The sequence below is a fragment of the Nostoc sp. genome, assembly GCF_036917395.1.
Taxonomy (GTDB): domain Bacteria; phylum Cyanobacteriota; class Cyanobacteriia; order Cyanobacteriales; family Nostocaceae; genus Nostoc.
Genome location: NZ_JBALDI010000070.1, coordinates 123,214 through 145,593 on the forward strand (window position 1 = coordinate 123,214; position 22,380 = coordinate 145,593).

The following is a 22,380-nucleotide window of genomic DNA, read 5'->3' on the forward strand; positions in this document are numbered from 1 at the left end:
CATTAGGCAATTCAATTTTGAATTTTAGATTGATGATTTTAGATCAAATTTCAATTCTTTAATCCAAAATAGTTCGACTGAGCGACTTGCTTTGAGCGAACGCAAGAGCGTCTCCAAGAGTTGCCGAAACGAGCCGAAGTCTAAAATTTAAAATTCTTACTCCCCTGCCCGCCTGCCCATTTATCAGTCTGATTACTGTTCACTGATTAGTGACCATTGACTGTTGACCATTGACTTCTGGAGTCAGGGATTCAGATGTAATTTGTGGTGGATTAAGTGTATATAAAAGACCAGCAGATGCAGCTACTAATAATAGAATGTAGGTAACAACAAGAGGTATGTATGTATTTGGTTTGTTGTCTAAATCCTTATAATCATCATTGGACTCTTGGCAGACTAGATTGCTTATAAGAGTATGTGATAAAGCATTTCCATCCAGTCCTAAAGCATCTCCATAGCGACGGATGAATCCTTGAACAAAAATAGGCTCAGGCAATTCTTCAAATCGTTCTTCTTCTAAAGCTTGCAAAATACCTGCTCGAATAAGTGTTTGAGCCGCTATTTCTTCTATACGGATGGATTTTTCTTGTCTTACTTGTCGCAAGTGTGTGGTTATTTCCTTTAACTGCTCTACTTGAGCTTGGTTTAAGAGCGTCACAGTCTTCTCCTGTATGGGCTAATTCTACTATTCATATAAAGACTTAAATTAGCATACGTATTTTTACTGGATAATTGATATTGGAGAAATTTTTTTATAATGGTTGGAGCCTAGATTTGAAAATACTAAAGCTGCTCATGCTAAGTATTTTCTCTGTTGAAATATATACTTTATAATTAAAAAATTAGGGCATGAAAGTTAATAAACTGCAATTTCTAATGCAACTATTTTCCCAACTGCTACTCTGGGCTGGGATAATTGCAGCGATCGCCTACTGTGCCATCTGTATATTTCTTTTTATTGGGCAACCTCGGTTCATTTTCTTTCCCTCTGCCGTCATTGAGAAGACACCAAAGTTTTTTAATCTCCCTTATGAAGAGGTTTGGTTACCTGTACCAGTTAAAACAAGCAAGGTAGAACACATTCACGGTTGGTGGATAGAAGCCAAGCAACCCAATGCTAAGGTATTACTATACTTACACGGTAACGGTATCAATATTGGCGCAAACATAGCTCATGCGAATCGGTTTCATCAACTAGGGTTTTCGGTATTGCTGATTGATTATCGGGGTTACGGTCGCAGTGAGGGTATGTTTCCCAACGAAAAGCGGGTTTATGAAGATGCAGTCACAGCTTGGAATTACTTGGTGCAGCAACAAAAGATTCCACCCAGCCAAATTTTTCTTTATGGACATTCTCTGGGGGGTGCGATCGCCATCGATTTGGCAGTAAAACACCCAGAAGCTGCTGGTTTGATTGTAGAAAGCTCTTTTACATCCATCCGCGATTTAATAACTTATCGAAACATGTTTTGGATGTTTCCTGTGGATTTAATCTTGACACAGCGGTTTAATTCCATTAAAAAATTGCCAAACTTAAAAGTGCCAGTTTTGTTCATTCATGGCGCTGCTGATTCGACTGTACCCTCTTTCATGACCCAAAAACTGTATGCCGTTGCTCCCGAACCAAAGCAACTATTGTTGGTTCCAGGAGCAGATCATAACGACACAGCAGTAGTTGCCGGTTTGCAATATTTGCAATGGGTAGAGTCTTTTGTACAACAAGTGCAAGCTAGTAGCTATTTGAATTCCTGAGCATTCATCAGCTTCAACTAGCTTTGCGTTGGTGCAGCCCGCCGCAGGCATCGCTTATGGTGTTGGCACAGTTGCTTACTTCAAAAATCTTCATCAAAATTCTATTCCGATATATCGCGATATATTCCGATGTATCGTATAGTAGAGAAAGTTGATGTGAGATTCATTTATGTTTAGACACTTTCGGTCACGCTTTGGCGCACCTGCATGGGCAGGAGTTAACGAAGACGATTCATTGCTTGTCAGGTCTTGGTTTGGGCATGGCAAGCATGATGGTAGAGATCATGGCAAACACTTCGGCAATGAAATGTTTGGTCGTGGTTGGGGAGATGAACATCGGACTCGTCGGGGTGACATCAAGTTCATCCTGCTGGAATTGTTATCCGAGCATCCTAGTCATGGTTACGACCTGATTAAAGAGATGGAAACTCGTTACGGTGGTTTCCGTCGCCTCAGTCCTGGCTCAGTGTATCCAACACTCCAATTACTGGAGGAAGGTGGTTATCTCAAGAGCGCACAGGAAGGTGGCAAGCGGATTTACACGATTACGGATGAGGGTAGACAATTATTGGCAGAACGTGCTCAACAGGAAACTTCAGACTCTCCTTGGGATACTGTCAAAAGTTTCGTGACAGGTAAGCCTCAAGAGTTTATTGAGTTACGGAATGCCGCAACAGAATTAGCTGCTGTTGTGGTGCAGGTTGCTCGCAGTGGCAATATGGAGCGAATAAATCGGGTGCGTGAGCTTTTAGAGCAAGTTAAACGGGAAATTTACGCGATTCTTGCTGAAAAATAAGTAGAGACAGAAAACTACGCTTTTGCTTTTAAGGTGTCTCTACTCTGAAAGTTCTAAATTTTGCGCTCAAACATTAGAAGCGATCGCACTTAAATTTGGCTCAATCAGTGAGTTCAGGAATGTCCACAACTGCAAATCAGTAAAATCTGGAATTGCCATAAATGCGCCGACTTCCTGTAAAAGTTGGGGATCGTGGGTGGAGGCGATGCCAATAGTGCGGATACCTGCGCTCACGGCTGCCCAAATACCAGAGGGAGAGTCTTCTAAAGCGATCGCTTCTTCTGCTGTAATCCCCAACTTCTGAAGCGCAACTAGGTAGGGCGCAGGGTCAGGTTTACCTGCAATACAATCATCCGCTAAAACAATTGTATGAAAAGCTTCTTTGATTCCCAAAACTTCTAGCATAAATTCTGCATTTAATCTAGGGGCATTAGTTACCAATGCCCGTTTTAACTGATGTGTATCTGTCCATGCTAGTAGTTCAGAAAATCCACTCAGCGGTTTGAGATGCGGGGCGAGTTTGCGGAAAAGCGCCTCTTTTTCGTCTGCAAATTTTTGCCCTTCTGCTACTGATAATTGTGGCAGAATGTCTTTGACAATTTCTGGATTTAGCCGCCCACTAATTTGGGATTTATAAAATATTTCGTCAATTTCAATGCTGTAATTTAACAGCATTTCCTGCCAAGCTTGGTAGTGTATGGGGTCAGTGTTGACAATAGTGCCGTCTAGGTCAAAGAGAATTGCAGCCAGCATGATTTTTTGGTAAAATGTAAATAATTGTTAACTTAATTTAAATAGTTTACATTGTTTTTTTGTCCTGAGTGATTGTTCCTTTGTTAATACAGAGCAAAAAGTCGTAAATTAATCTGCTAAATCCTAAAATCTATACTGGATAGGGCATGTAAGGGCAGACAGGTAGAGCCTCTCAAATAACTGCCGTATAATTGATAACCTTCTGTGTAAGCAAATGCTAGCCGCTACAAACTCTTTTCGCGTTGATGATTTACTAGTGCAGATTTACAACTCTGAAGTCGAAATGGCCCAAGATGTTGCCGAAATCGCGCAAAAGCATTTACAGCAAGTTCTCAAGCAACAGGATACAGCCGCTGTATTGTTAGCAACAGGTAACTCCCAACTCAAATTTCTTGATGCTTTGATTGCATTGGGTGGTGTAGATTGGTCACGGATTATTCTGTTCCATCTAGATGAATATTTGGGAATTACTGCTGACCATTCTGCCAGTTTCCGGCGCTATCTACGAGAACGTGTAGAAAAGCGGGTTATTCCTAAGAGATTTCATTATATAGAAGGTGATGCATGGCAACCAGTAGCAGAGTGCGATCGCTACACTAAATTACTGCAAGCACAACCAATTGACTTATGCTGTCTTGGTGTTGGCGAAAATGGACATTTGGCTTTTAACGATCCAGCAGTAGCAAATTTTCAAGATCCTTACAGTGTGAAACTAGTGAAACTGGATATAGTGAACCGTCAGCAACAAGTAAGCACAGGTCACTTTCCGAATCTAGAAACTGTCCCACAATATGCTTTTACTCTCACCATCTCGACAATTTGTTCAGCTAAAAAAATTATCTGTTTGGCTCCAGAAAAACGTAAAGCGAATGTGGTAAAAGAGATGTTACAAGGAGCTATAAATACGGATTGTCCGGCTTCTATTCTCCGTCAACAACCCCAAGCAACGTTATTTTTAGACGAAAATTCTGCTAGTTTGCTGTCGTGAGGGAGTAGGAAGTGAAGCGGGTAAGAAGTTACTAAATTTACCCCAATGTTGTTATACTTCTTGAGTAAGTAAGTGGGCGTGAATAATTAAAAGTTTGTAGTAAGGGCTGGAGCCACTTACTATGAGCCAAGGTATCGAATGCTGCCATCAACAGAAAGTGCATCCCCCTCCTACCAGCAATCCAAAAAAACCCCAAGACCTTTTCTTAGTATGCGGACTCCAAAGTTTAGGGCAACATTGTGTTGCAGTCCTAAAGGAATACGATGTTAAAGTCAGTGCCATTGACGATGTGCAGCCGGAACATTGGGAAGTCCCAGAAGTAGCTAGCTTACTAGAAAAATTAATCATCGGAGACTGCCGCCAGCCAAGCGTTTTAGAGCAGGCAGGTATAAAGCAGTGTCGTTCAATACTTTTAGTGACAAGAAATGAGCGGATGAATATAGAAGCTGCATTTGCAGCACGGCGTCTTAATCCGCATGTTCGCCTGATTGTACGTTCTGACAAACAAAATTTCAACAAACTTTTGTACGAAAATTTAGGCAATTTTGTTGCTTTTGAGCCTACCCATCTCTCAGCTTATGCCTTTGCTCTAGCAGCTCTTGGATCTGAAGCTATTGGATATTTCACTTTAGAAGGGCAACTATTGCAAGTAATAAAGCATCAGGTACAAGCGAAGGATAGTTGGTGCAATGGCAAGCCAGTACATAGACTCAATCTCACAACTCGCCGCATCTTGAGTCACACACCTATTTTATCTGATCCACTCAGAGAATTGTTTGAGTGGGACCCAGAAGCAGAAGTTCAGGTAGGAGACACACTGGTTTACATTGATGTTGCATACGAACTGGCTTTATCTGAGCAACACCGGAAATCTTATAGCCAAAGGTGGCAGTGGCAACAGTTTGTTCAAGGCATCACAGCAAAGAATCTCAAGGATAAAATAGCGCAATTTTGGCAATCTTACTACCAAAGCCAAAATCAAATCCGGCGAATTGCAACAATCTATGCAATTACCGTACTCATCCTGTGGCTCATTGGAATAATTCTTTACCGCTTGTATTATCCTCACATCAGCCTGCAAGAAGCTTTCTATGCGACAGCAGTCTTGCTCTTGGGAGGATACGGAGATTTATTTGGCGGTGTTGAGTTTACATCACAATCACAACCCTCAGACTATATTCCGTGGTGGTTGCGGTTCTTTAGTCTGGGACTCACATTGACAGGCCAAGCTTTTGTGGGAGTATTATATGCACTGGTGACTGATGCTCTTGTCACTTCAAGATTCCAGTTTTTCAATTCCCGTCCTCCGATGCCACAACGCAACCATGTGGTGATTATTGGCTTAAATCGTTTGGGACAGAGAGTGGCTGCTCTTTTGCAAGAACTCAACCAGCCGTTAGTAGGAATTCATACTACCACTCTCGACCAAGACACTTTACCCGATATGCCCCTTATCATTGGCAATGCTAGCGAAGCATTAACTAAGGTGAATCTTTCCCGTGCTAAAAGCATCGTTTTAGTTGGGGACGATAATATGGAAAATCTGGAAATTGGTTTGATGGCTCATGCAATGAACCCCGTCACTAGCTTGATTATCCGCTCTCAAGATCGTCATTTTAGTGATAATATAGTCCCTCTGTTTCCCTATGCCCAAGTTCTGTGTGCTGCGGCTTTGTCGGCGGAAGTCTTTGCTTGTGCTGCCTTTGGAGAAAATGTTCTGAGCTTGTTTCACTTGAGCGAGCAAATAGTCATGGTAACGGAATACAAGATTGAAGATGGCGATACCCTGAATGGGTTGCTTCTATCTGAAATAGCCTATGGCTACAGTGTTGTGCCCATTCTCTACCAGAAATATCAGCGAGACAATTATTCCTTGATGCCCTGGTATGATGTTAAGCTTTATGCTGGCGATCGCTTGATTGTTTTAGCCACAAGCAGTAGTTTGCAGCGAATTGAATGGGGTGAAATGCTGCCTCGCCTTTGGCAGGTGCAGATTGAAAAAGCTCTGACTAGAAATGCTATGATGTATGGTGCTGAAGAAATAGTTTTGATTACGGGATGTAGTTCTGCTACTGCTAGGCAATGGATGAATAATTTGCCTGGAGTGTTACCAATACAACTTTATAAACATCAAGCTCAACGTCTTGTGCGTGAGCTAACAAAAATACAAGTTTTGGCAAATGTAATCTTCATTGGGCAAGGTAGTAGCTCGACTTGAGCAAACGGGTGTGTAATTGTAGGGGCGCAATATCAATGGATTGTGCCCCTACGCGTGTGGTCTAACCGCTGTAATAGCCTGAAGTTTACACAAACGCTGGTTGTACGTCTTTTAGAGTTTAGAACGAGGAGAACCTGTTACTTCATTAGGATCGCTATAAGCCCGGATTTTATCACGATTACGAGGCAGAAAACCAAATAAACCGCCTAGACCAAGTAAACCTAGCCAACCCCAATCGAAACCGCGATCGCTAGTTGGTTCAGAAGTTGTGATGGCTGTATTCCTGTTAGTACCTGTAGTGTCAGTACCTGAGCTAGTACCACTGCCTGTAGTGTCAGTACCTGAGCTAGTGCCACCACCTGTTGTGTCGGTGCCTGTTGTACCACTACCTGTTGTTCCACCACTGCCTGTTGTGCCACCACCTGTTGTGTCGGTGCCTGTTGTGCCACCACTGCCTGTTGTGCCACCACCTGTTGTGTCAGTGCCTGTTGTGCCACCACCTGTAATTCCACCACTGCCTGTTGTGCCACCACCTGTTGTGTCAGTACCTGTAGTTCCAGTGCTATTCGTTCCAGTACCTGTTGTGCCAGCGCCCGTTCCAGTACCTGTTGTGCCAGTGCCTGTACCAGTACCTGTTGTGCCAGCGCCTGTACCAGTACCTGTTGTGCCAGCGCCTGTACCAGTACCTGTTGTGCCAGCGCCTGTACCAGTACCTGTTGTGCCAGTGCCTGTACCAGTACCTGTTGTGCCAGTGCCTGAGCTAGTGCCTCCACTGGAGCTTCCACTGCTGGAGCCTCCGCTGCCTGAGCTTCCACTGCTGGAGCCTCCGCTACCTGAGCCTCCACTGGAGCCTCCGCTGCCTGAGCCTCCGCCGCCGGAGCCGCCTCCGCTTTGGGCAGAAACAGAAGGAGGTAAAGACAAAGTAGCGAAACTGATGGCAAAGACAGTAGCCAAAACAGTTTTAGAGAAATTAATAGGCTTCATGGTTATGGTTCCTTTTTTTCTAGATTTCTGTGATTGATTTTCAAGACCGATATTAGTCTACTCAATCCACTGCTAAATTAGGTAAATTTTGGCAAGACACATTCAGAAGTGTTTCACCTAGTTTCTTTAGGGAAAATTTAAAGCATTTAAAGCTCACACAACAACTTACAATTCATCATAATCAAACTAATTCATAATCAGTAATTACTAATTTATGATTGTGAACCCATGACTAAACTTGCTTATTCACAACAAACTCAGGTAGGATTGCTATACAACCCTTTAATTATTCACACTCCCCTACTTAATAAGTACAAGCAAACGCTAAGTTAAATAGAATTTTCACCTCAAGAAATATTATAACTTTATTGACATTAGCTTTTAGTTAATTGGATACAAATAAACTAGGAATTTTAAGCAGCCAGATACTGCGAGTGGTTGAGACTGTATTTAACAAGACTCTACAATAATATTTCACCTGAGAACTTATAACTTCATACTTCAGATGTGTCTTACCTTAGACTTCAGGAATATTTTTAACCCGATCTACAGGTGATGGAAGCCGAGTGCGATCGCGAGCTAGACTTACAACGGCTGGAAACCTTATCTTATCCAATTATTACACCTGATGCGTTGCTCTTACAACACTGGTTGCCTTGGGTTATTGAGCCGTTTAAAATCCGTCTTCAAGAACATCAGCAAACTCTACAGATAAATCTCCCTTCAAATCTCCTGTCGCTGTTATCAGATGGCATTAGCTTAAAACGAATCTTAGTATAATTGTTCAATAACGCCTATAAATACAAACCTGCGGGTGATGAAATTGTCCTAACTGTCCGTCACAATTCCTCGGAAGCGCCCGCAAAAACTATTATTACTACCAGTAATTCAGCAGATATTTCGGGAACAGAGTTACCACGAATCTTTGAGAAATTTTATCGCCTCCCCAATCCAGACATCTGGAATCAAGGTGGTTCGAGATTAGGTTTATCTATAATACAGAAATTAGCCGAACAACTGCAAGGAAACATTTAAGTCTAAAGCGGCAATGGATGGATGATATTTACCCTCACATTAACTGACTTATAAGTTTATAATAGCAATTTAAGGTGGATAAAGTTGCTAATATTAATTCTCTAAGAGACGGCACAAAATCAGGCTTTGTAAGACTTGGGGCTTGAGCAAATGGTTCTATACAACCTCACAGGTAATCGGTAGAAACTTAATAAATGCTGACTTTAATTATAAAATTAATTACTAAATAATTCATTTTTATAAATTATTGTTACTTTTACCGATTACACAAAAATGAGATAATTAAAGCAAATTATTAAATTCCGAAAAATGTCATTAACTATATCTTCCACACCTCAGGGTTTTAGTGCATTTATTACTAATTTGGGAATCAGAGATGCAACTGATGATTTTGTATTTATTAAATCATCAGTTCCTTGTGTTGCTGATGGAGTCTTCACTCAAAGTCTTTTCGCTGGACCAAGTGTTACTATTAGCCGCAATAACTTAAAAGATTCACAAGCACAAGGAATTGTCGTTATATCTAAGAATGCAAATGTAGCTAATGGTTCTGCTGGTATCGCTGACGCTCAAGAGGTTTTGCAATTGGTTGCAACTGAAACTGGAATTGCTGAACATAATATTGTGATAGCTTCTACAGGTGTAATTGGCAGACGTTACCCGATTGAAAAAATCCGAGCAGGTTTATTAGGATTGGGGAAAAAATTGACTGCTGCTGATTTTCATGCCGCAGCCCGTGGTATTATGACCACCGATACAGTAGCGAAATTAGCCACACGGCAAATAGGAAATGCCAAGCTGGTAGGAATTGCCAAAGGTGTCGGCATGATTGAGCCTAATATGGCTACCCTCCTAACTTTCTTTTTTACTGATGCTGCAATTTCTGCAAATAGCCTTCGTTCTATTTTTCGCTCTACTATAGATAAAACCTTTAACTGTCTGAGTGTAGACACTGATACTTCTACTAGTGACTCCGCCGTGATTTTAGCTAATGGAATAGCCGGTGAAGTTTCAGAATCAGATTTTGCGAGTGCATTGCAAGAAGTTGCACAAGAATTGGTGCTGAAAATTGCCCAAGATGCAGAAGGTGCTACCAAGATTATTCAGGTGACTGTAGATTCGGCGATTAACTATGCACAAGCTAAAACAGTAGCTAAAGCAATTGTGAATTCACCATTAGTAAAAACTGCCGTCTATGGAGCAGATCCGAATTGGGGACGAGTTGCTATGGCTATAGGCAAATGTGAAAATGAACAGCAGATAAATCCAGAACAAGTTATTATCAGTTTTGATAACGTGAAAGTTTATCCTAATAGTTTAACTAATGAAAATCTGGAACAGTTGCGGCAAATTATGTCCAAAGATCAAGTAGATATTCATGTTAGCCTTAATATTGGCGAAGCTTCTGCAACTGTATGGGGTTGCGATCTTTCAGAGGGTTATATAGAAATTAATGGCAAATACTCGACTTGATTAACAATATTTTATTACTCTCGTGAGAGGATAATCAATGTATTGTCAGCTTAACCTACTAAGGGTATTTGATTGGGTTCAACAACAGTTACATGATTCCATGTAGATTATCTACCAGATTTTTCTCTATACCCTGCCTAGCCAAAGTTTAACGTGAGTTCGACTAACCTCTCACTGCCTTGAACTAAAGTTCAAATCTGTGCCTCTAAGACTCCCAGAAGAACGGTTTTACGTAGTAAAATCTCTTAGAGGTCTTGTAATTAAGCTAATTAGATGGACACTATATGAGTCGTCGAATTCACGTAAGAAGAACTTTGGCGTCAGGCAAAAATGAGGCTACGTGCTTTATATTCTAAATAATTCCACGGGCATGATATTAGTCCTCATCTAGAGATGCATAAATGGCATAGGTACATCAATAGCTAAAAGTAAATCTCCACTTACCAATTGCTTTGTCAAAAAAGTTGACGTAGGTAGTTTTTATGTATTATAGTATAATACATAAAGAATGAGTTAGATTAAAAAGACTTCTTACCCAGTACAGCACGGTGGAAATAAAATTACCATTTGTACGCAATTAGTTGATATTACGAAAAAACTTTTTCAAAATCTCATACTTCACCCAAAATAACTCGATTAACGCTGCATAACTGACAAATATGGATTTTGACTATTTTAGAAGCAATGAAGGTACTCCTACAAATAATACCCGGCAAAGCTTGCTTGCTAGTGGTTGGCGACCGTTTAACCGAGAATTAGACTGGGAGTTTTTGTGGCAACTGTTGTACAGTGACTCCCGGGAATTAACTCAAAAAAGTTTGAATTTAGCGAGTAATGTTGCTGATATTTTGGGACGAAATAATTATGCTTGGTGGGCTAATTTATTAAATATTGTATCTGATAATACCCGCTACGAAGTTGAAAAGTTTTGGAATTACATTACGCCAGATCCTCAATCACCAGATCATCGCTACAAAGATGTTTTGAGTACGGAAACGCCCATCGTCCAATTTGTCAGTCGTAGTAGCATTCCCATTGATTATGTTCTTAACCGACTGCAAGAAATTACTGTACTGCGAGTTTTACATGTGTTGGGTAATCCCGACATCATTACTCAGTATTATTCAGAAAGAGATTTTTATTTTCCTATAGATAAATTTGTGAACTGGGAACGTTTAGACGTTATCAATACTGTTTATGCTTACTGGTCGAAGGATGACGTTTGGTTGCAAATTGACCCCTACGATCGCGGACGACGACAATATACTTTAATGGCGAAAAATCTGGCACCATTAATTAACAAAGCAACTTACGACCTAGCAGTTATGCTGAGTGGATATCAAAGTCGTGTAGGCAAAGTTCACAGTCAATTTCCCATTCGCACATTTCCCGCAGATATCCAAAACTTTACTGATTCTGTACAGCAGGCGATTCTTAATCAAAACCAGTTAGCGGTTGTTGTACATGGGCAACCAGGTACAGGTAAAACAGTCTGGACACAGGCAGTAGCAAAAGAAATTCTTGTACCTTTAGGATATGTAATTTTTATTTTAGATCATGATGCGATCGCTAACTTTGTCCCACCAACTTACATAGAGCGTATTTGTATCGTTATTAACGAAGCTGATAATCTAGCGCAAAATCGTGCTTCTGAGGTAGCGCAATACAATAACAAAACCGAACACATTCTGAGTTTACTGGATGGCACTTTGTATCAGAGTGTAATCGATGAGTCTGGTATTCAGATGCAGCAACGGTTAGTTGTTTTGATGACTTGTAACACTACTGAAAGATTAGATCCAGCCATGTTACGTAAGGGCAGGGTGGATTTAATATATGAGTTTACGCAACTATTTGTTTAGAGACAGGACCTACGCAAAATAATGAAAAAACGAACCGCATTCGCGCAGCGTCTCGTAGAGAAGGACGCATTCGCGCAGCGTCTCTAAGAGTTGGACACAAAGGAATAAGAGTTTCAGAGAGTTATGCGTAAGTCCTAAGAGAAATAGAAATGAGGTTTTCCAATTACCGTGAAAAGTCAGGTCAACGCTTATGGTTTATCGCTCATGGTTAATTTGTGTCTTTCTGTAAACCATTACTTATTGCTAGAATCTCCAACCTAAAAAAATGAAGCTTTGATACTCGACGACGGAGTTTAAAGACATCGTTAACGGAGCTAAAAGACTCGTTCACCAGTTTAAAGACATCGTTAACGGAACTAAAAGACTCGTTCACGAGTATCAAAGACTCGTTAATGGAGCTAAAAAACTCATTCACGAGTATCAAAGACTCGTTAACGGAGTTAAAAGACTCGTTCACGAGTATCAAAGACTCGTTAACGGAGTTAATGGCGCTTCAACTTTTAAGATTTCTACTGCTGTTGCTTTTGTTGCCGTAGCAGCAGGGGTAAAAGTTGCCAAGCATGGCAGGAGAAACTGATGTTTTAGCAGTTTGTGTCAAAGGTATTGATTTAAGATTACAGGTAATGAAAAACTAGATTTGTGCGGAATTAATTTTCCCCTGCTATCAAGGAGTAATAATGGTTTTAAGTCAATATCAACGTGCTGTAGGCGTATTTACTCATCGTCGAGATGCAGAACAAGCACTATATGAGTTGAGAGATTCTGGCTTGGCGATGGAAAAAGTATCTGTAGTTGTACAGAATGTAGACCGCAATCATGAGATTGCCGATGATCAAATTAAAGAGCGCACTGGTGATAAAACCGACGAAGGTGCAACAGTAGGAGGGCTTTCAGGGGGCGCTGTTGGTGGGTTGACTGGTTTATTAGTAGGTCTTGGTACTTTAGCAATCCCTGGAGTTGGGCCAATAATGCTGGCTGGGGCAGCCGCAACTGCTTTGGTTACAACCCTTGTTGGCGCAAGTATTGGTGCTGCTACTGGAACTTTTGCTGGTGCATTAGTTGGTTGGGGAATATCGGAAGAACAAGCTAGAGCATATAACGAGCGAGTAGAGGATGGACATTATTTAATAATCGTGGATTGTACATCTTTAGAAATTGCTACAGTAAAAGCAATTCTACAGCGTTGGGGTATTGAAGAGTTTGGCATTTATGAGCATTTCAACAGTGAGCAATTACCTACAAATTATTTAACCACGACAACTGCTACTACTATTCCTAATAAAAGTGGGATTTTGACTAAGTATGCTATTAGTTACTTTGATAATATAGAGAATGCTGAAGCGGCAATTAATGATATGTATGTCGCAGGTTTTCCAGCAAACCAGATTTCCTTAATTAGCAAAGACTTTTCTCAATTGATTGGGTCAATAGATGTTAATTTAAGTGAGCGCTTTGACGCTATAAGGCTAGGAATAGGAGATGAGTGGGCACGCTTTTACAACGAGCAAATTGCTCAAGGCAATTACATACTCATCGTTAGTGGTACAGACAATGAGCTTGAGCAGGTTAGTTTAATTCTGGGCAATTATGGGGTTCAGGAATGTCAAATTTATGACCCCATGTTAATTCGTTCTTGAAAAGGAGTACTGGAAAATTTAACAGTTTTGTTAGAGCAAACAAATATACAGCTATACTTTCAAAATCTTACTGTCTTTAGCTGTATCTGTTACAGCTTATAACTTAGGCAGAAAGCCAAGTATTTCAAGCATGTCCGAAGTAGAGTAATTAATAATATTCCACCCGGAAACCGGGCGAATATATGGCTAATACCAATTATCTATGAGGTTGTATAGAACAAGGGGCTTAAGCCCCTTGTCTTACCAAGCCTGATTTTGTGGGGTTTCACAAAGAATTGGTATAAGCAATAGTGCTGGCTAAATTACTTGATCTAAATCTTCTCAGAAATTTAGAAATGTAATTAATAGCCTTCTATTGTATAACCAGCAGATTGAACTATCTGTTTAATTGTCTCTTCCGAAGCCGCAGCGTTTACAGTTACAGTTTTTGCATTAACGTCCACATCTACTTTGGCATCAGATTCCATAGTCAAAATAGATTTAGTTATTTTCTTGGCGCACTCATCACCTTTGATATCCGGAACTTTTAATTTAATCGCCATTACTTACCTCATTACGTCAGATGGAATTTCTATTTCATAAATATAATAACAGTTAAAATAGGGAATGTAAATCTTACTAGAGTGAGGAAATTAGGCATCCAAAAGCTAGTAATAAATAATAGCTATACTTAAATAATTATTGGAATAATTTGTAGGCAATAAATGAAATAAATGCCAAAATCTATAAAGTGATTTATGAAAATCCACTTAGTACTACTAACTTCTAAAAACCCGCTTTTTTCGTTTATTTTGAAGACTCCACTAGAGATTGCAGATTTTCCTATAGACGTTCCTGTTCAACATAGTTATTCATACACCACTACCTGAACATACAAACGTTTATACGTAAGTCACAAAACTTTTTATCTATAGTTTTTAACTTATTTTTATGCACCAGGTACTTATGCCTAACGTTCAAAGCATATATATATCCAAAAAACAGCTATCTTATGGCATATATCTACTGTGGGCTTGATAACAAAAACCTTCAGTAATGCAGTTGTGGCAGGAGTGTTGAACGGTTGACCCCTATGGTTTTCAGTGGATGCCGTTATCCACTTCCTTATTCTGCTTCGTTGCGTTGAGGAAAGGGACTGCCGCGATTTACTTGAAAATAGGGCGGTTGCAAAGAAAGCGGGATGATTTAGCAACTTCCAAAATTCTTCCCTGCCTCACGGCAGTTGCTATAACGCTCTTAACCCGCGCAACGCACTGCCTCCCCTGCAACGCCGAAAATAGTATAGGATATTGGGCTACCTATTTTTTTTGAGTTCCTGCATACTTCTCACGACCTTTGTAACTAAATTTCTGGGTGTAAATCTGACGCTCTCAGTCAATATCTTATTTCTCATCCCAGGAACGACAACAGTTTTGTTTGTCATTAAGCCGTGATAACCAATCCTAGCAACAGTTTCCGTCTCCATCATTCTCTTAATGCGAACAATCTTTGAATCTTCTATTGCAGCTGTTTGTTGAAATTCCGATGCTGGTGGCCCTGGACAAAGAACAGTCACGCTGACACCTGTGCCCTCTAATTCATTAGCGATCGCTTCTGAAAATGATAAGACATAGGCTTTAGTAGCGAAATAAACTGCCATTAAAGGCCCTGGTTGAAAAGCAGCGGATGAGGCCACGTTTAATATTTTTCCATAGTTTTGCTCGATCATATCCTTGAGGAATAACTTAGTTAAATGAGTCAGACTCCCTATATTTAGCTGTAGCATTTTCAGTTCAATGGTGAGGTCTGTTTCGTTAAATGCTCCATAAGTACTAAAACCAGCATTGTTAATCAGCACATCGATTTTGATGGATGCTTGCTGTAGTTCTGTGAAAATTTCTTCTGGTGATGTTGGGATAGATAAATCCTTAGCAAAAATTTTTACAAAAATGCCAAATTTTTGCGGAAATTCATCTATAATTTCATTAAGTTTTTCTTCATTATTATCCACTAACACCAGATTATAACTATGACGAGCAAAAATCTGGGTTAATTGATAGCCGATGCCACTAGCCGCTCCTGTAATTAGAGCAGTTTTTTTTCGCCGACTTTCAGATGTTTGATTCATGTTACAAAAATGACTAATTTGAGTTAATGAATTTAACTTTTATAAAAGTAGCTACAGCAATATATAATATTTGCTGTAGCTATTTTTATGGTGACAAAGAATGATGCTATCCACCTGAAATGAGTATGTTTCAATCCAGCATATTAAGCGCAAATATAAAAATCTGTATCCATATAAACAAGAGCAAGAATATTTCATATCGTCATCAATGCCACAGCATAATTCCGTTGCTATAATTGACGTGCAAGCGGCACAAGAGCGGATTTTGGGGATTGCCCACCGCACGCCTGTGCTGACTTCTAGAATTGTTAACGATCGCACCAATAGTCAAGTGTTCTTTAAGTGCGAAAACTTTCAACGCACCGGGGCATTTAAATTTAGAGGGGCGTACAATGCCCTAGCCCAACTATCGGTAGCACAAAAACAAACAGGCGTTCTCACCTATTCATCAGGAAATCATGCCCAAGCGATCGCCTTAGCTGGACAATTACTAAATATTCCCACCACCATTGTCATGCCTGATGATGCTCCCGCTGTTAAGCAAACTGCGACTCGTGGCTATGGTGCAGAGGTAATTTTGTACAATCGCCAAGAAACAAACCGGGAAGAATTAGCCCAAAATCTAGCACAGGAGCGCTCTTTGACACTCATTCCCCCTTACGATCATCCCCATGTAGTCGCTGGACAGGGGACAACTGCTTTAGAACTGATCCAAGAAGTTGGTCAATTGGACTTAGTATTAGTTTGTTGTGGCGGTGGCGGATTACTTTCCGGTTGTGCGATCGCAGCCAAAGCATTGTTACCCAATTGTAAAGTAATCGGGGTAGAACCAGCACTTGCCGACGATGCTACCCGCTCTTTTCACACCAAAATGCTGCAAACCGTCAAGAATCCTGATACCATCGCTGATGGTGCCCGGACTCCTAGCCTTGGTCAAATTACTTTCCCCTTAGTGCTGCATTACGTCGATAATATGGTGACGGTATCTGAAGAAGCGATTCTTCGCACCATGTTTTTCTTGTGGGAACGTCTGAAAATTGTAGTTGAACCCACTGGAGTACTTGCAGCAGCAGCCTTACTCGAAGGTGTGGTGACAGCACCAGAGGCGAGGATTGGTGTGATCATTAGCGGTGGAAATGTTGATTTGTCACAAGTTGGTAAATTGTTTTCTGTAGGATTGTATTGAACCGAGTGTATACTGCCCAATTTATCAAGTGTCTGTTAACCCAGAAAGCAGAGCGTGGTTTCTATTTTTACGATCCAAATGGTCATAACCTGGAAATATTAATCTGTGCATAGATGTTTGGTTGACACATCTCATGCTAGATTACCCGCTTTTGCCAACGGGGAATTTGAATGATAAACTCTGCGCCCTGTCCAGGCGCAGAAATGCACTCTATTGTACCGTGATGTTTGTCTACTACGATTTGATAAGTGATTGATAATCCTAAACCAGTACCTTGTCCTACAGATTTAGTAGTGAAAAAAGGATCAAATATTTTTTGTCTAACACTATCACTCATACCTACCCCATTATCCTTAATGGAAATGACGACTGAATCAGCATTGACTATTTGGGTACGAATTGCGATCGCGCTAGAATTGCTCTTAATTTCCTCTGCTTTTCTTTCCTTATTTAACTTTTCCAAAGCATCAATCGCATTATTCATAATATTCATAAATACTTGATTTAGTTGCCCAGGATAACATTCAACTTTTGGCAAATTACCGTAACTTTTGATAATCTCAAATGCAGGCTTACCTGGTTTGGCTTGGAGACGGCTTTGCAAAATTAATAAGGTACTCTCAATTCCCTCATGAATGTTAACAGGTTTCATGTCGGCCTCATCTAACCGAGAGAAATTACGCAATGTCAGCACAATCTCCTCAATACGTTGCGTGCCAATTCTCATAGAAGATAAAATTTTAGGTATATCTTCTTTAATAAAATCAACATCAAATTTTTCTAAAAAATTTTTAATTTCTGGTGCAACATCAGGAGAGAAATTTTGATAAATATTAATTAAATTAAGTAAATCTTGTGTGTAATCCTCAATGTGATCTAGGTTGCCATGAATAAAACTTACAGGGTTATTAATTTCATGAGCAATACCAGCAATCATTTGCCCAAGACTGGACATTTTTTCTGTCTGAATAAGCTGGCTTTGAGTTATTTTTAATTCGTGTAATGTTTGCTTTAATCGCACATTATTTTCATTTAATTCCCTAGTTCTTTCCTGTATCTTATCTTCTAAGTTGGCGTAAAGTCGTGCATTTTCTAAAGAAATAGCTGCTTGTGAAAATAGGATTTTTAATATTCGTATTCTATCGGAAGTAAATGCTCCCACTGTTAAATTATTTTCTAAATAAAGTAAACCAATTAATTTGCCTTGATTAACGATACAAGTACAGATAATCGATTTAATTTGATAGTCAATAATATACGGATCTATCGTAAAACTTCCTTCGTTAGTGGCATCAGATAAAAATACATCTATTTGGGTTCTTGTGACATAATTAATTACAGATATAGGTAATTTTTGATAACTTTCTACTGGTATAGATTGACAAACAATTAAATTACCTTCGACTAGACTTGCTTGAGCTTCAACAAATAATCTTCCTCCTTTATCTAGAAGCAAAATACCAGTCTGAGCGCCAGCATTCTCAATCACAATTTCCATTAATTTTTCTAGCAAATTTTCCAGTAGAATTACTTCTGATAAAGCTTGTGATGCTTTAAGAACTGTGAGTAAATCTAGTCCACTTGACTTTTCATTGATAGTGGAAATAGTAATAGTATTACTTGTAAACCCTACTTGAGAGTGCGGGGAAATTTTAGTAATTAATTCTGGGTATTTTAATTCCAAATCCTTAAATTTAGCACCTGCTCCCCAACGACGATAACCATAATGTGCTTTTGTCATGTATAAGGAAGCAAATTCATTTCTTCCTAGACTGAGATAAAATTCTGCTGCACATTCATAAGCTAACGCCTCTTCATGAATATATCCAGAATTATGAGCGCCTTGAATTGCACAATCATAGTGTTCCATCGCTACTAATACTTGTCCTAAAAGTCGTGTTTTTTCTGCTTCTACTAGTTCATATTTGTGCTGATTATTTACAGGTGCGTGAGCCGCCCATTCTTTTAATTGTTTTTGATTTTCTTCCACTTTCTCCATAACAGTTTTTAGATCTGTTTGGAAAGTAGTATTTAAACACAGAGCCAACAATGCTAGAGAATAATAAAACTTATATTGAGGTAGAAAAGCAGTCCCACTAGCTGCAACTTCATACTGTTGTGCTAATTGAGCATTTTTAACAGACTGATCATAATCTTTAAAGAAATAACTTAAAATACTTTTGGCAAGATAAGCATAAAAGATGGCTGTAATATTCCCTGCCATTCTCTGCATTACTGATTCATTAAAACTCTCACCCTCTAAGTAAGATGTATTATCCTGTGTTTTAACTAATTCAATTACCATCTGTTTTAAGATAAGCAAACAAACAGTAAAATGTTCTTGCTGTATTTTGTGTGCTAAATTAATATATTGTTCTAGTTTTTTTTCTAGAATATCTAAATTTTCTCCAGCCCATAAAGGATGCCAACAAACTAATAAGCCATTGTAACCCACATACTCAATATCCCCTGTATCTAAACCACTTTGAACACCATCTTGTAAAGGTTCTATAGTTGCTTGAATATGTTCTTTCCAATGTCTAACAAAAATATTAAATAATCCATACACTTTAGATTTAATTTCTCTAGCGTTGAATTGCTCTAAAATCTGCAAAGATAATTTACCAAATCGATATCCTGATTCAATATCTTTAAGAGGCCCACATAAAATTAGCCCATAAAAACCATAGGCATAAGCTGCAAAAGATGAATTGCCATACTGCACACATAAATGAACCATCGTAAAAGCAATCAGTGGTAAAAGTGCAGGATCTGCTAAATAAGCGGGAGGCATGGCTGTCATTAGTATCCTCATCGCAGCTAGCTTATGAGCATCAGTCATTTCTGGCAGATTGACTAATTCTTCAATTGTTAGCTCTGCTGGTGGAGTTTGAAACAATGAAACTCCCAGTATCTCTAGCACCTGCAAATCTAAATCTAATGCTTCTCGCATTCGATTTTGAGCAACATAAAACTGAATTTTTTTCTCATATACTTTAACAGCATCAAGAATATTTTTACTGTTACTTATGACACTGATAAATAATGCTTCCGCCTGCTCAAAATTTGTATTTAAATATTCTGCTTCTACGGTTTCTACATGAAGGTCAAGAGTTAATTCATAATAAGTTTGCCAACAATCAACTGCAAGTAAATTTAGACCTTTTTTAAGAAACTTTACAGCAGATTCGTAAGCAGCAGAATCCTTAGCTTTACGTCCAGAAATAAGATTTAACTCAGCTAGTTTATATCTTTCTTTTGGAGAAAAAAGTAGTTCACTACCGATATTTAAATGGTTAACAATATCGAATATTTTTTGTTCGAGTAAACTTTCGTCAATATTCTTTAATAGCAACCTACCAATACTTAAGTGAATCTCCTTTTTCTGCTCATCGGGTATCAACGCATAAGCTGCTTGTTGCACACGATCATGAAGAAACTTATAATCAATTACAAAAATATCAACATTATCTAATAGCTGTGGTAGTTTATAACTATCACTTAAAGGTATAACTAAACCAGCTTGTAGTGCTTCCCAAATATCTAATACTGTGTCATTATCAGATTTTTCGTTAACACAAGAGAGTATATTTAAATTAAATCGATTGCCAATACAGGCAGCTATTTTTAAAATGTTTTGTGTAGTGTTTTTGAGTTTTTGAATTTTACCTATCATTAATTCAACAACATTATCAGTAATTTTTAGTGTCTGAATGTGCTGAATATTCCATTGCCATTGACCAGTAACAAAGTTAAAAAAAAGTAGATTTTCTTGATGAATAAATTTGATTAATTGATTGATAAAAAACGGATTACCAGCAGTTTTATTGAATATTAATTTTGCTAATTCTTTAGATCCCTCTAAATTAGATTTTAATGTGTCGCTAACTAATTGAGAAACATCAGCAATTTTTAGATTTTGACAATGAATAATCTTAACAGAGCTACTATTTTTTTCAATTTCCTGCAAAACTAACATTAAAGGATGACTAATATCAACTTCATTATCTCGATAAGCTCCGATTATCAATAAATATTGAATGTCAGTATCTGTAGCTAATAACTGAATTAATTTTAATGAAGCTAAATCTGCCCATTGTAAATCATCTAAAAATATAACTAATGGATTGTCTTTTTGAGCAAACAAATTGATAAACTTTTGAAAAACCAAGTTGAAGCGATTTTGTGCTTCTGCTGAAGCTAGTTGTGGTACTTCTGGTTGTTTACCAATAATCAGTTCTAGTTCAGGGATAACATCAATAATAATTTGAGCATTTGGAACTAGAGCTTCTAAAAGTTTTACTTTCCAAGTTGCTAGTTGTACTTCACTCTCTGTCAGTAATTGCTGCATTAACTCTTGAAATGCTTGAATCAGGGAAGCATAAGGAATATTGCGCTGAAATTGCTCAAATTTACCAGCAATAAAATAGCCTCTGTTTTTAATAACAGGTTTATGGATTTCATTCACTAATGCTGATTTACCAATCCCCGAATAACCCGCAACTAATATTAATTCTTTATTTCCTTGATTAATCTTTTCAAAAGCAGTCATTAAGATATTTATTTCTGCTTCTCGTCCATACAACTTTTCGGGAATTTTTAGTTGGCTAGACTGATCCTGCTGACCAATCGAAAATTCGATTATAGAATTAGTTTGCTTTAACTGATTGAGACAGTTTTCTAAATCAGCTTTAATCCCAAAAGCACTTTGATATCTTTCCTCAGCAGTTTTGCTGAGGAATTTCATAATAATTGCAGAAATTACTTGAGGGATTTCTGGGATTAACTGATCTACTGTTGTAGGTTGTTTGGCAATATGACAATGAACTAACTCCATTGGATCAATTACTTGAAACGGTAATTGACCTGTGAGCATTTCATAAAAAGTTACACCCAACGAATAGAAGTCTGTACGGTAATCAACTGTTCGGTTCATTCTTCCTGTTTGCTGTGGAGACATATAGGCTAGAGTTCCTTCAAGCAAATCAGGATTACTGAGTTTGGGTTTTTCTTCAAAAAGCAGTGATGAGATAGAAAAATCAATAATTTTAACTTGATGATTTTCTAAATTAACAATAATATTCTGTGGTTTAATATCTTTATGAATAATATATTTTTGGTGTAATTCACCTAAAGTTTGGGTAATTTGAATACCTATATTGAGAAAATCAAGTAACTCTATTTTTTCTGCCTGGATAATTTTGGAAAGGGAAGTACCATCAAAGTTTTCTAACACAATGGCAAAACCATTGTTGTATTTTTCTAGGCTATGAGCTTTAATAACTCCTGGAATATCTAAATTTTTGAGCAGTTCATATTCATGTTTGAATGCCGCTATATCTTTTAGCTCAGGGTATTCTGTTTTTAAAAGTTTAATAACTACTAGTTTACTATCTTTATTTCTACTGGCTCGATAAACAGTAGTTTTGGTTCCTTCATAAATTAATTCTATAATTTGGTAATTAGATAATGTAATCATTTGTTATATTAATAATTGAAGCAATTTCTAAAATTGAATAAATGATGATCCTAATTATTTATATAATAAATACATTTTTAAATTTGGTAGAAAATAAACATTAAAAATGT

At 38.4% G+C, this 22,380-nt stretch carries 16 protein-coding genes; 10 read left to right on the top strand and 6 right to left on the bottom strand.

The genetic code is table 11. From position 1 onward, the window contains the following. Positions 1-199: 199 nt before the first annotated feature. Positions 200-658: a helix-turn-helix domain-containing protein gene (locus V7K46_RS23845; protein ID WP_335117471.1), complete on the bottom strand. Its 459-nt coding sequence runs from the start codon at positions 656-658 to the stop codon at positions 200-202. A 191-nt stretch (positions 659-849) separates the two neighbouring features. Between V7K46_RS23845 and V7K46_RS23850 the strand changes: the two genes are divergently transcribed. Together V7K46_RS23850 and V7K46_RS23855 are read left to right on the top strand one after the other, a co-directional pair. Beyond that, complete coding sequence (locus V7K46_RS23850) at positions 850-1,752, top strand: alpha/beta hydrolase (RefSeq protein WP_335117473.1); 903 nt, start codon at positions 850-852, stop codon at positions 1,750-1,752. Between the two features lie 169 nt (positions 1,753-1,921). Then, positions 1,922-2,548: a PadR family transcriptional regulator gene (locus V7K46_RS23855; RefSeq protein WP_335117475.1), complete on the top strand. Its 627-nt coding sequence runs from the start codon at positions 1,922-1,924 to the stop codon at positions 2,546-2,548. A 66-nt stretch (positions 2,549-2,614) separates the two neighbouring features. Here the strand turns inward: V7K46_RS23855 and V7K46_RS23860 are convergent, their stop codons facing one another. Further along, positions 2,615-3,301, bottom strand: coding sequence for an HAD family hydrolase (locus V7K46_RS23860; RefSeq protein ID WP_335117477.1), 687 nt, complete (start codon positions 3,299-3,301; stop codon positions 2,615-2,617). Positions 3,302-3,515: 214 nt separating this feature from the next. On the opposite strand from V7K46_RS23860, the gene V7K46_RS23865 reads away from it, so the two are divergent. Both V7K46_RS23865 and V7K46_RS23870 read left to right on the top strand, forming a co-directional pair. Further along, complete coding sequence (locus tag V7K46_RS23865) at positions 3,516-4,289, top strand: glucosamine-6-phosphate deaminase (protein WP_335117480.1); 774 nt, start codon at positions 3,516-3,518, stop codon at positions 4,287-4,289. A 121-nt stretch (positions 4,290-4,410) separates the two neighbouring features. Next, entirely contained in the window at positions 4,411-6,507 is a 2,097-nt protein-coding gene (locus V7K46_RS23870) for a potassium channel family protein (RefSeq protein ID WP_335117482.1), read from the top strand. Positions 6,508-6,618: 111 nt separating this feature from the next. Here V7K46_RS23870 and V7K46_RS23875 read toward each other — a convergent pair whose 3' ends face one another. Beyond that, positions 6,619-7,491 carry a hypothetical protein gene (locus V7K46_RS23875; RefSeq protein WP_335117484.1) on the bottom strand — a complete coding sequence of 291 codons (873 nt, stop codon included), beginning with the start codon at positions 7,489-7,491 and terminating at the stop codon, positions 6,619-6,621. Positions 7,492-8,043: 552 nt separating this feature from the next. Here V7K46_RS23875 and V7K46_RS23880 point away from each other — a divergent pair. The 5 genes from V7K46_RS23880 (at position 8,044) to V7K46_RS23905 (ending at position 13,498) form a co-directional block, all read left to right on the top strand. Further along, on the top strand, positions 8,044-8,271 hold the full coding sequence (locus tag V7K46_RS23880; protein ID WP_335117486.1) for a hypothetical protein: 228 nt from the start codon (positions 8,044-8,046) through the stop codon (positions 8,269-8,271). After that, a complete protein-coding gene (locus V7K46_RS23885; RefSeq protein ID WP_335117488.1) occupies positions 8,272-8,526 on the top strand; it encodes a sensor histidine kinase in 255 nt (84 codons plus the stop codon). A gap of 309 nt (positions 8,527-8,835) precedes the next feature. Continuing rightward, positions 8,836-9,999, top strand: a complete 1,164-nt coding sequence (argJ, locus tag V7K46_RS23890; RefSeq protein WP_335117490.1) for a bifunctional glutamate N-acetyltransferase/amino-acid acetyltransferase ArgJ — start codon at positions 8,836-8,838, stop codon at positions 9,997-9,999. A gap of 659 nt (positions 10,000-10,658) precedes the next feature. Further along, positions 10,659-11,861 (top strand): AAA family ATPase, encoded by a 1,203-nt coding sequence (locus tag V7K46_RS23895; protein WP_334969003.1) that lies wholly within the window; start codon positions 10,659-10,661, stop codon positions 11,859-11,861. 677 nt (positions 11,862-12,538) lie between these two features. After that, the gene (locus V7K46_RS23905) at positions 12,539-13,498 is read left to right on the top strand and encodes a hypothetical protein (protein WP_335117492.1); all 960 of its coding nucleotides are present in this window, start codon (positions 12,539-12,541) and stop codon (positions 13,496-13,498) included. A 341-nt stretch (positions 13,499-13,839) separates the two neighbouring features. Here the strand turns inward: V7K46_RS23905 and V7K46_RS23910 are convergent, their stop codons facing one another. Together V7K46_RS23910 and V7K46_RS23915 are read right to left on the bottom strand one after the other, a co-directional pair. Beyond that, positions 13,840-14,040: a heavy-metal-associated domain-containing protein gene (locus tag V7K46_RS23910; protein ID WP_335117494.1), complete on the bottom strand. Its 201-nt coding sequence runs from the start codon at positions 14,038-14,040 to the stop codon at positions 13,840-13,842. A 752-nt stretch (positions 14,041-14,792) separates the two neighbouring features. Then, positions 14,793-15,605, bottom strand: a complete 813-nt coding sequence (locus V7K46_RS23915; RefSeq protein ID WP_335117496.1) for an SDR family NAD(P)-dependent oxidoreductase — start codon at positions 15,603-15,605, stop codon at positions 14,793-14,795. A 208-nt stretch (positions 15,606-15,813) separates the two neighbouring features. Here V7K46_RS23915 and V7K46_RS23920 point away from each other — a divergent pair, with 208 nt between their 5' ends. Beyond that, entirely contained in the window at positions 15,814-16,791 is a 978-nt protein-coding gene (locus V7K46_RS23920; RefSeq protein WP_335117498.1) for a threo-3-hydroxy-L-aspartate ammonia-lyase, read from the top strand. 136 nt (positions 16,792-16,927) lie between these two features. Here the strand turns inward: V7K46_RS23920 and V7K46_RS23925 are convergent, their stop codons facing one another. After that, positions 16,928-22,270, bottom strand: a complete 5,343-nt coding sequence (locus V7K46_RS23925; protein ID WP_335117500.1) for a trifunctional serine/threonine-protein kinase/ATP-binding protein/sensor histidine kinase — start codon at positions 22,268-22,270, stop codon at positions 16,928-16,930. Between the last annotated feature and the right edge of the window lie 110 nt (positions 22,271-22,380).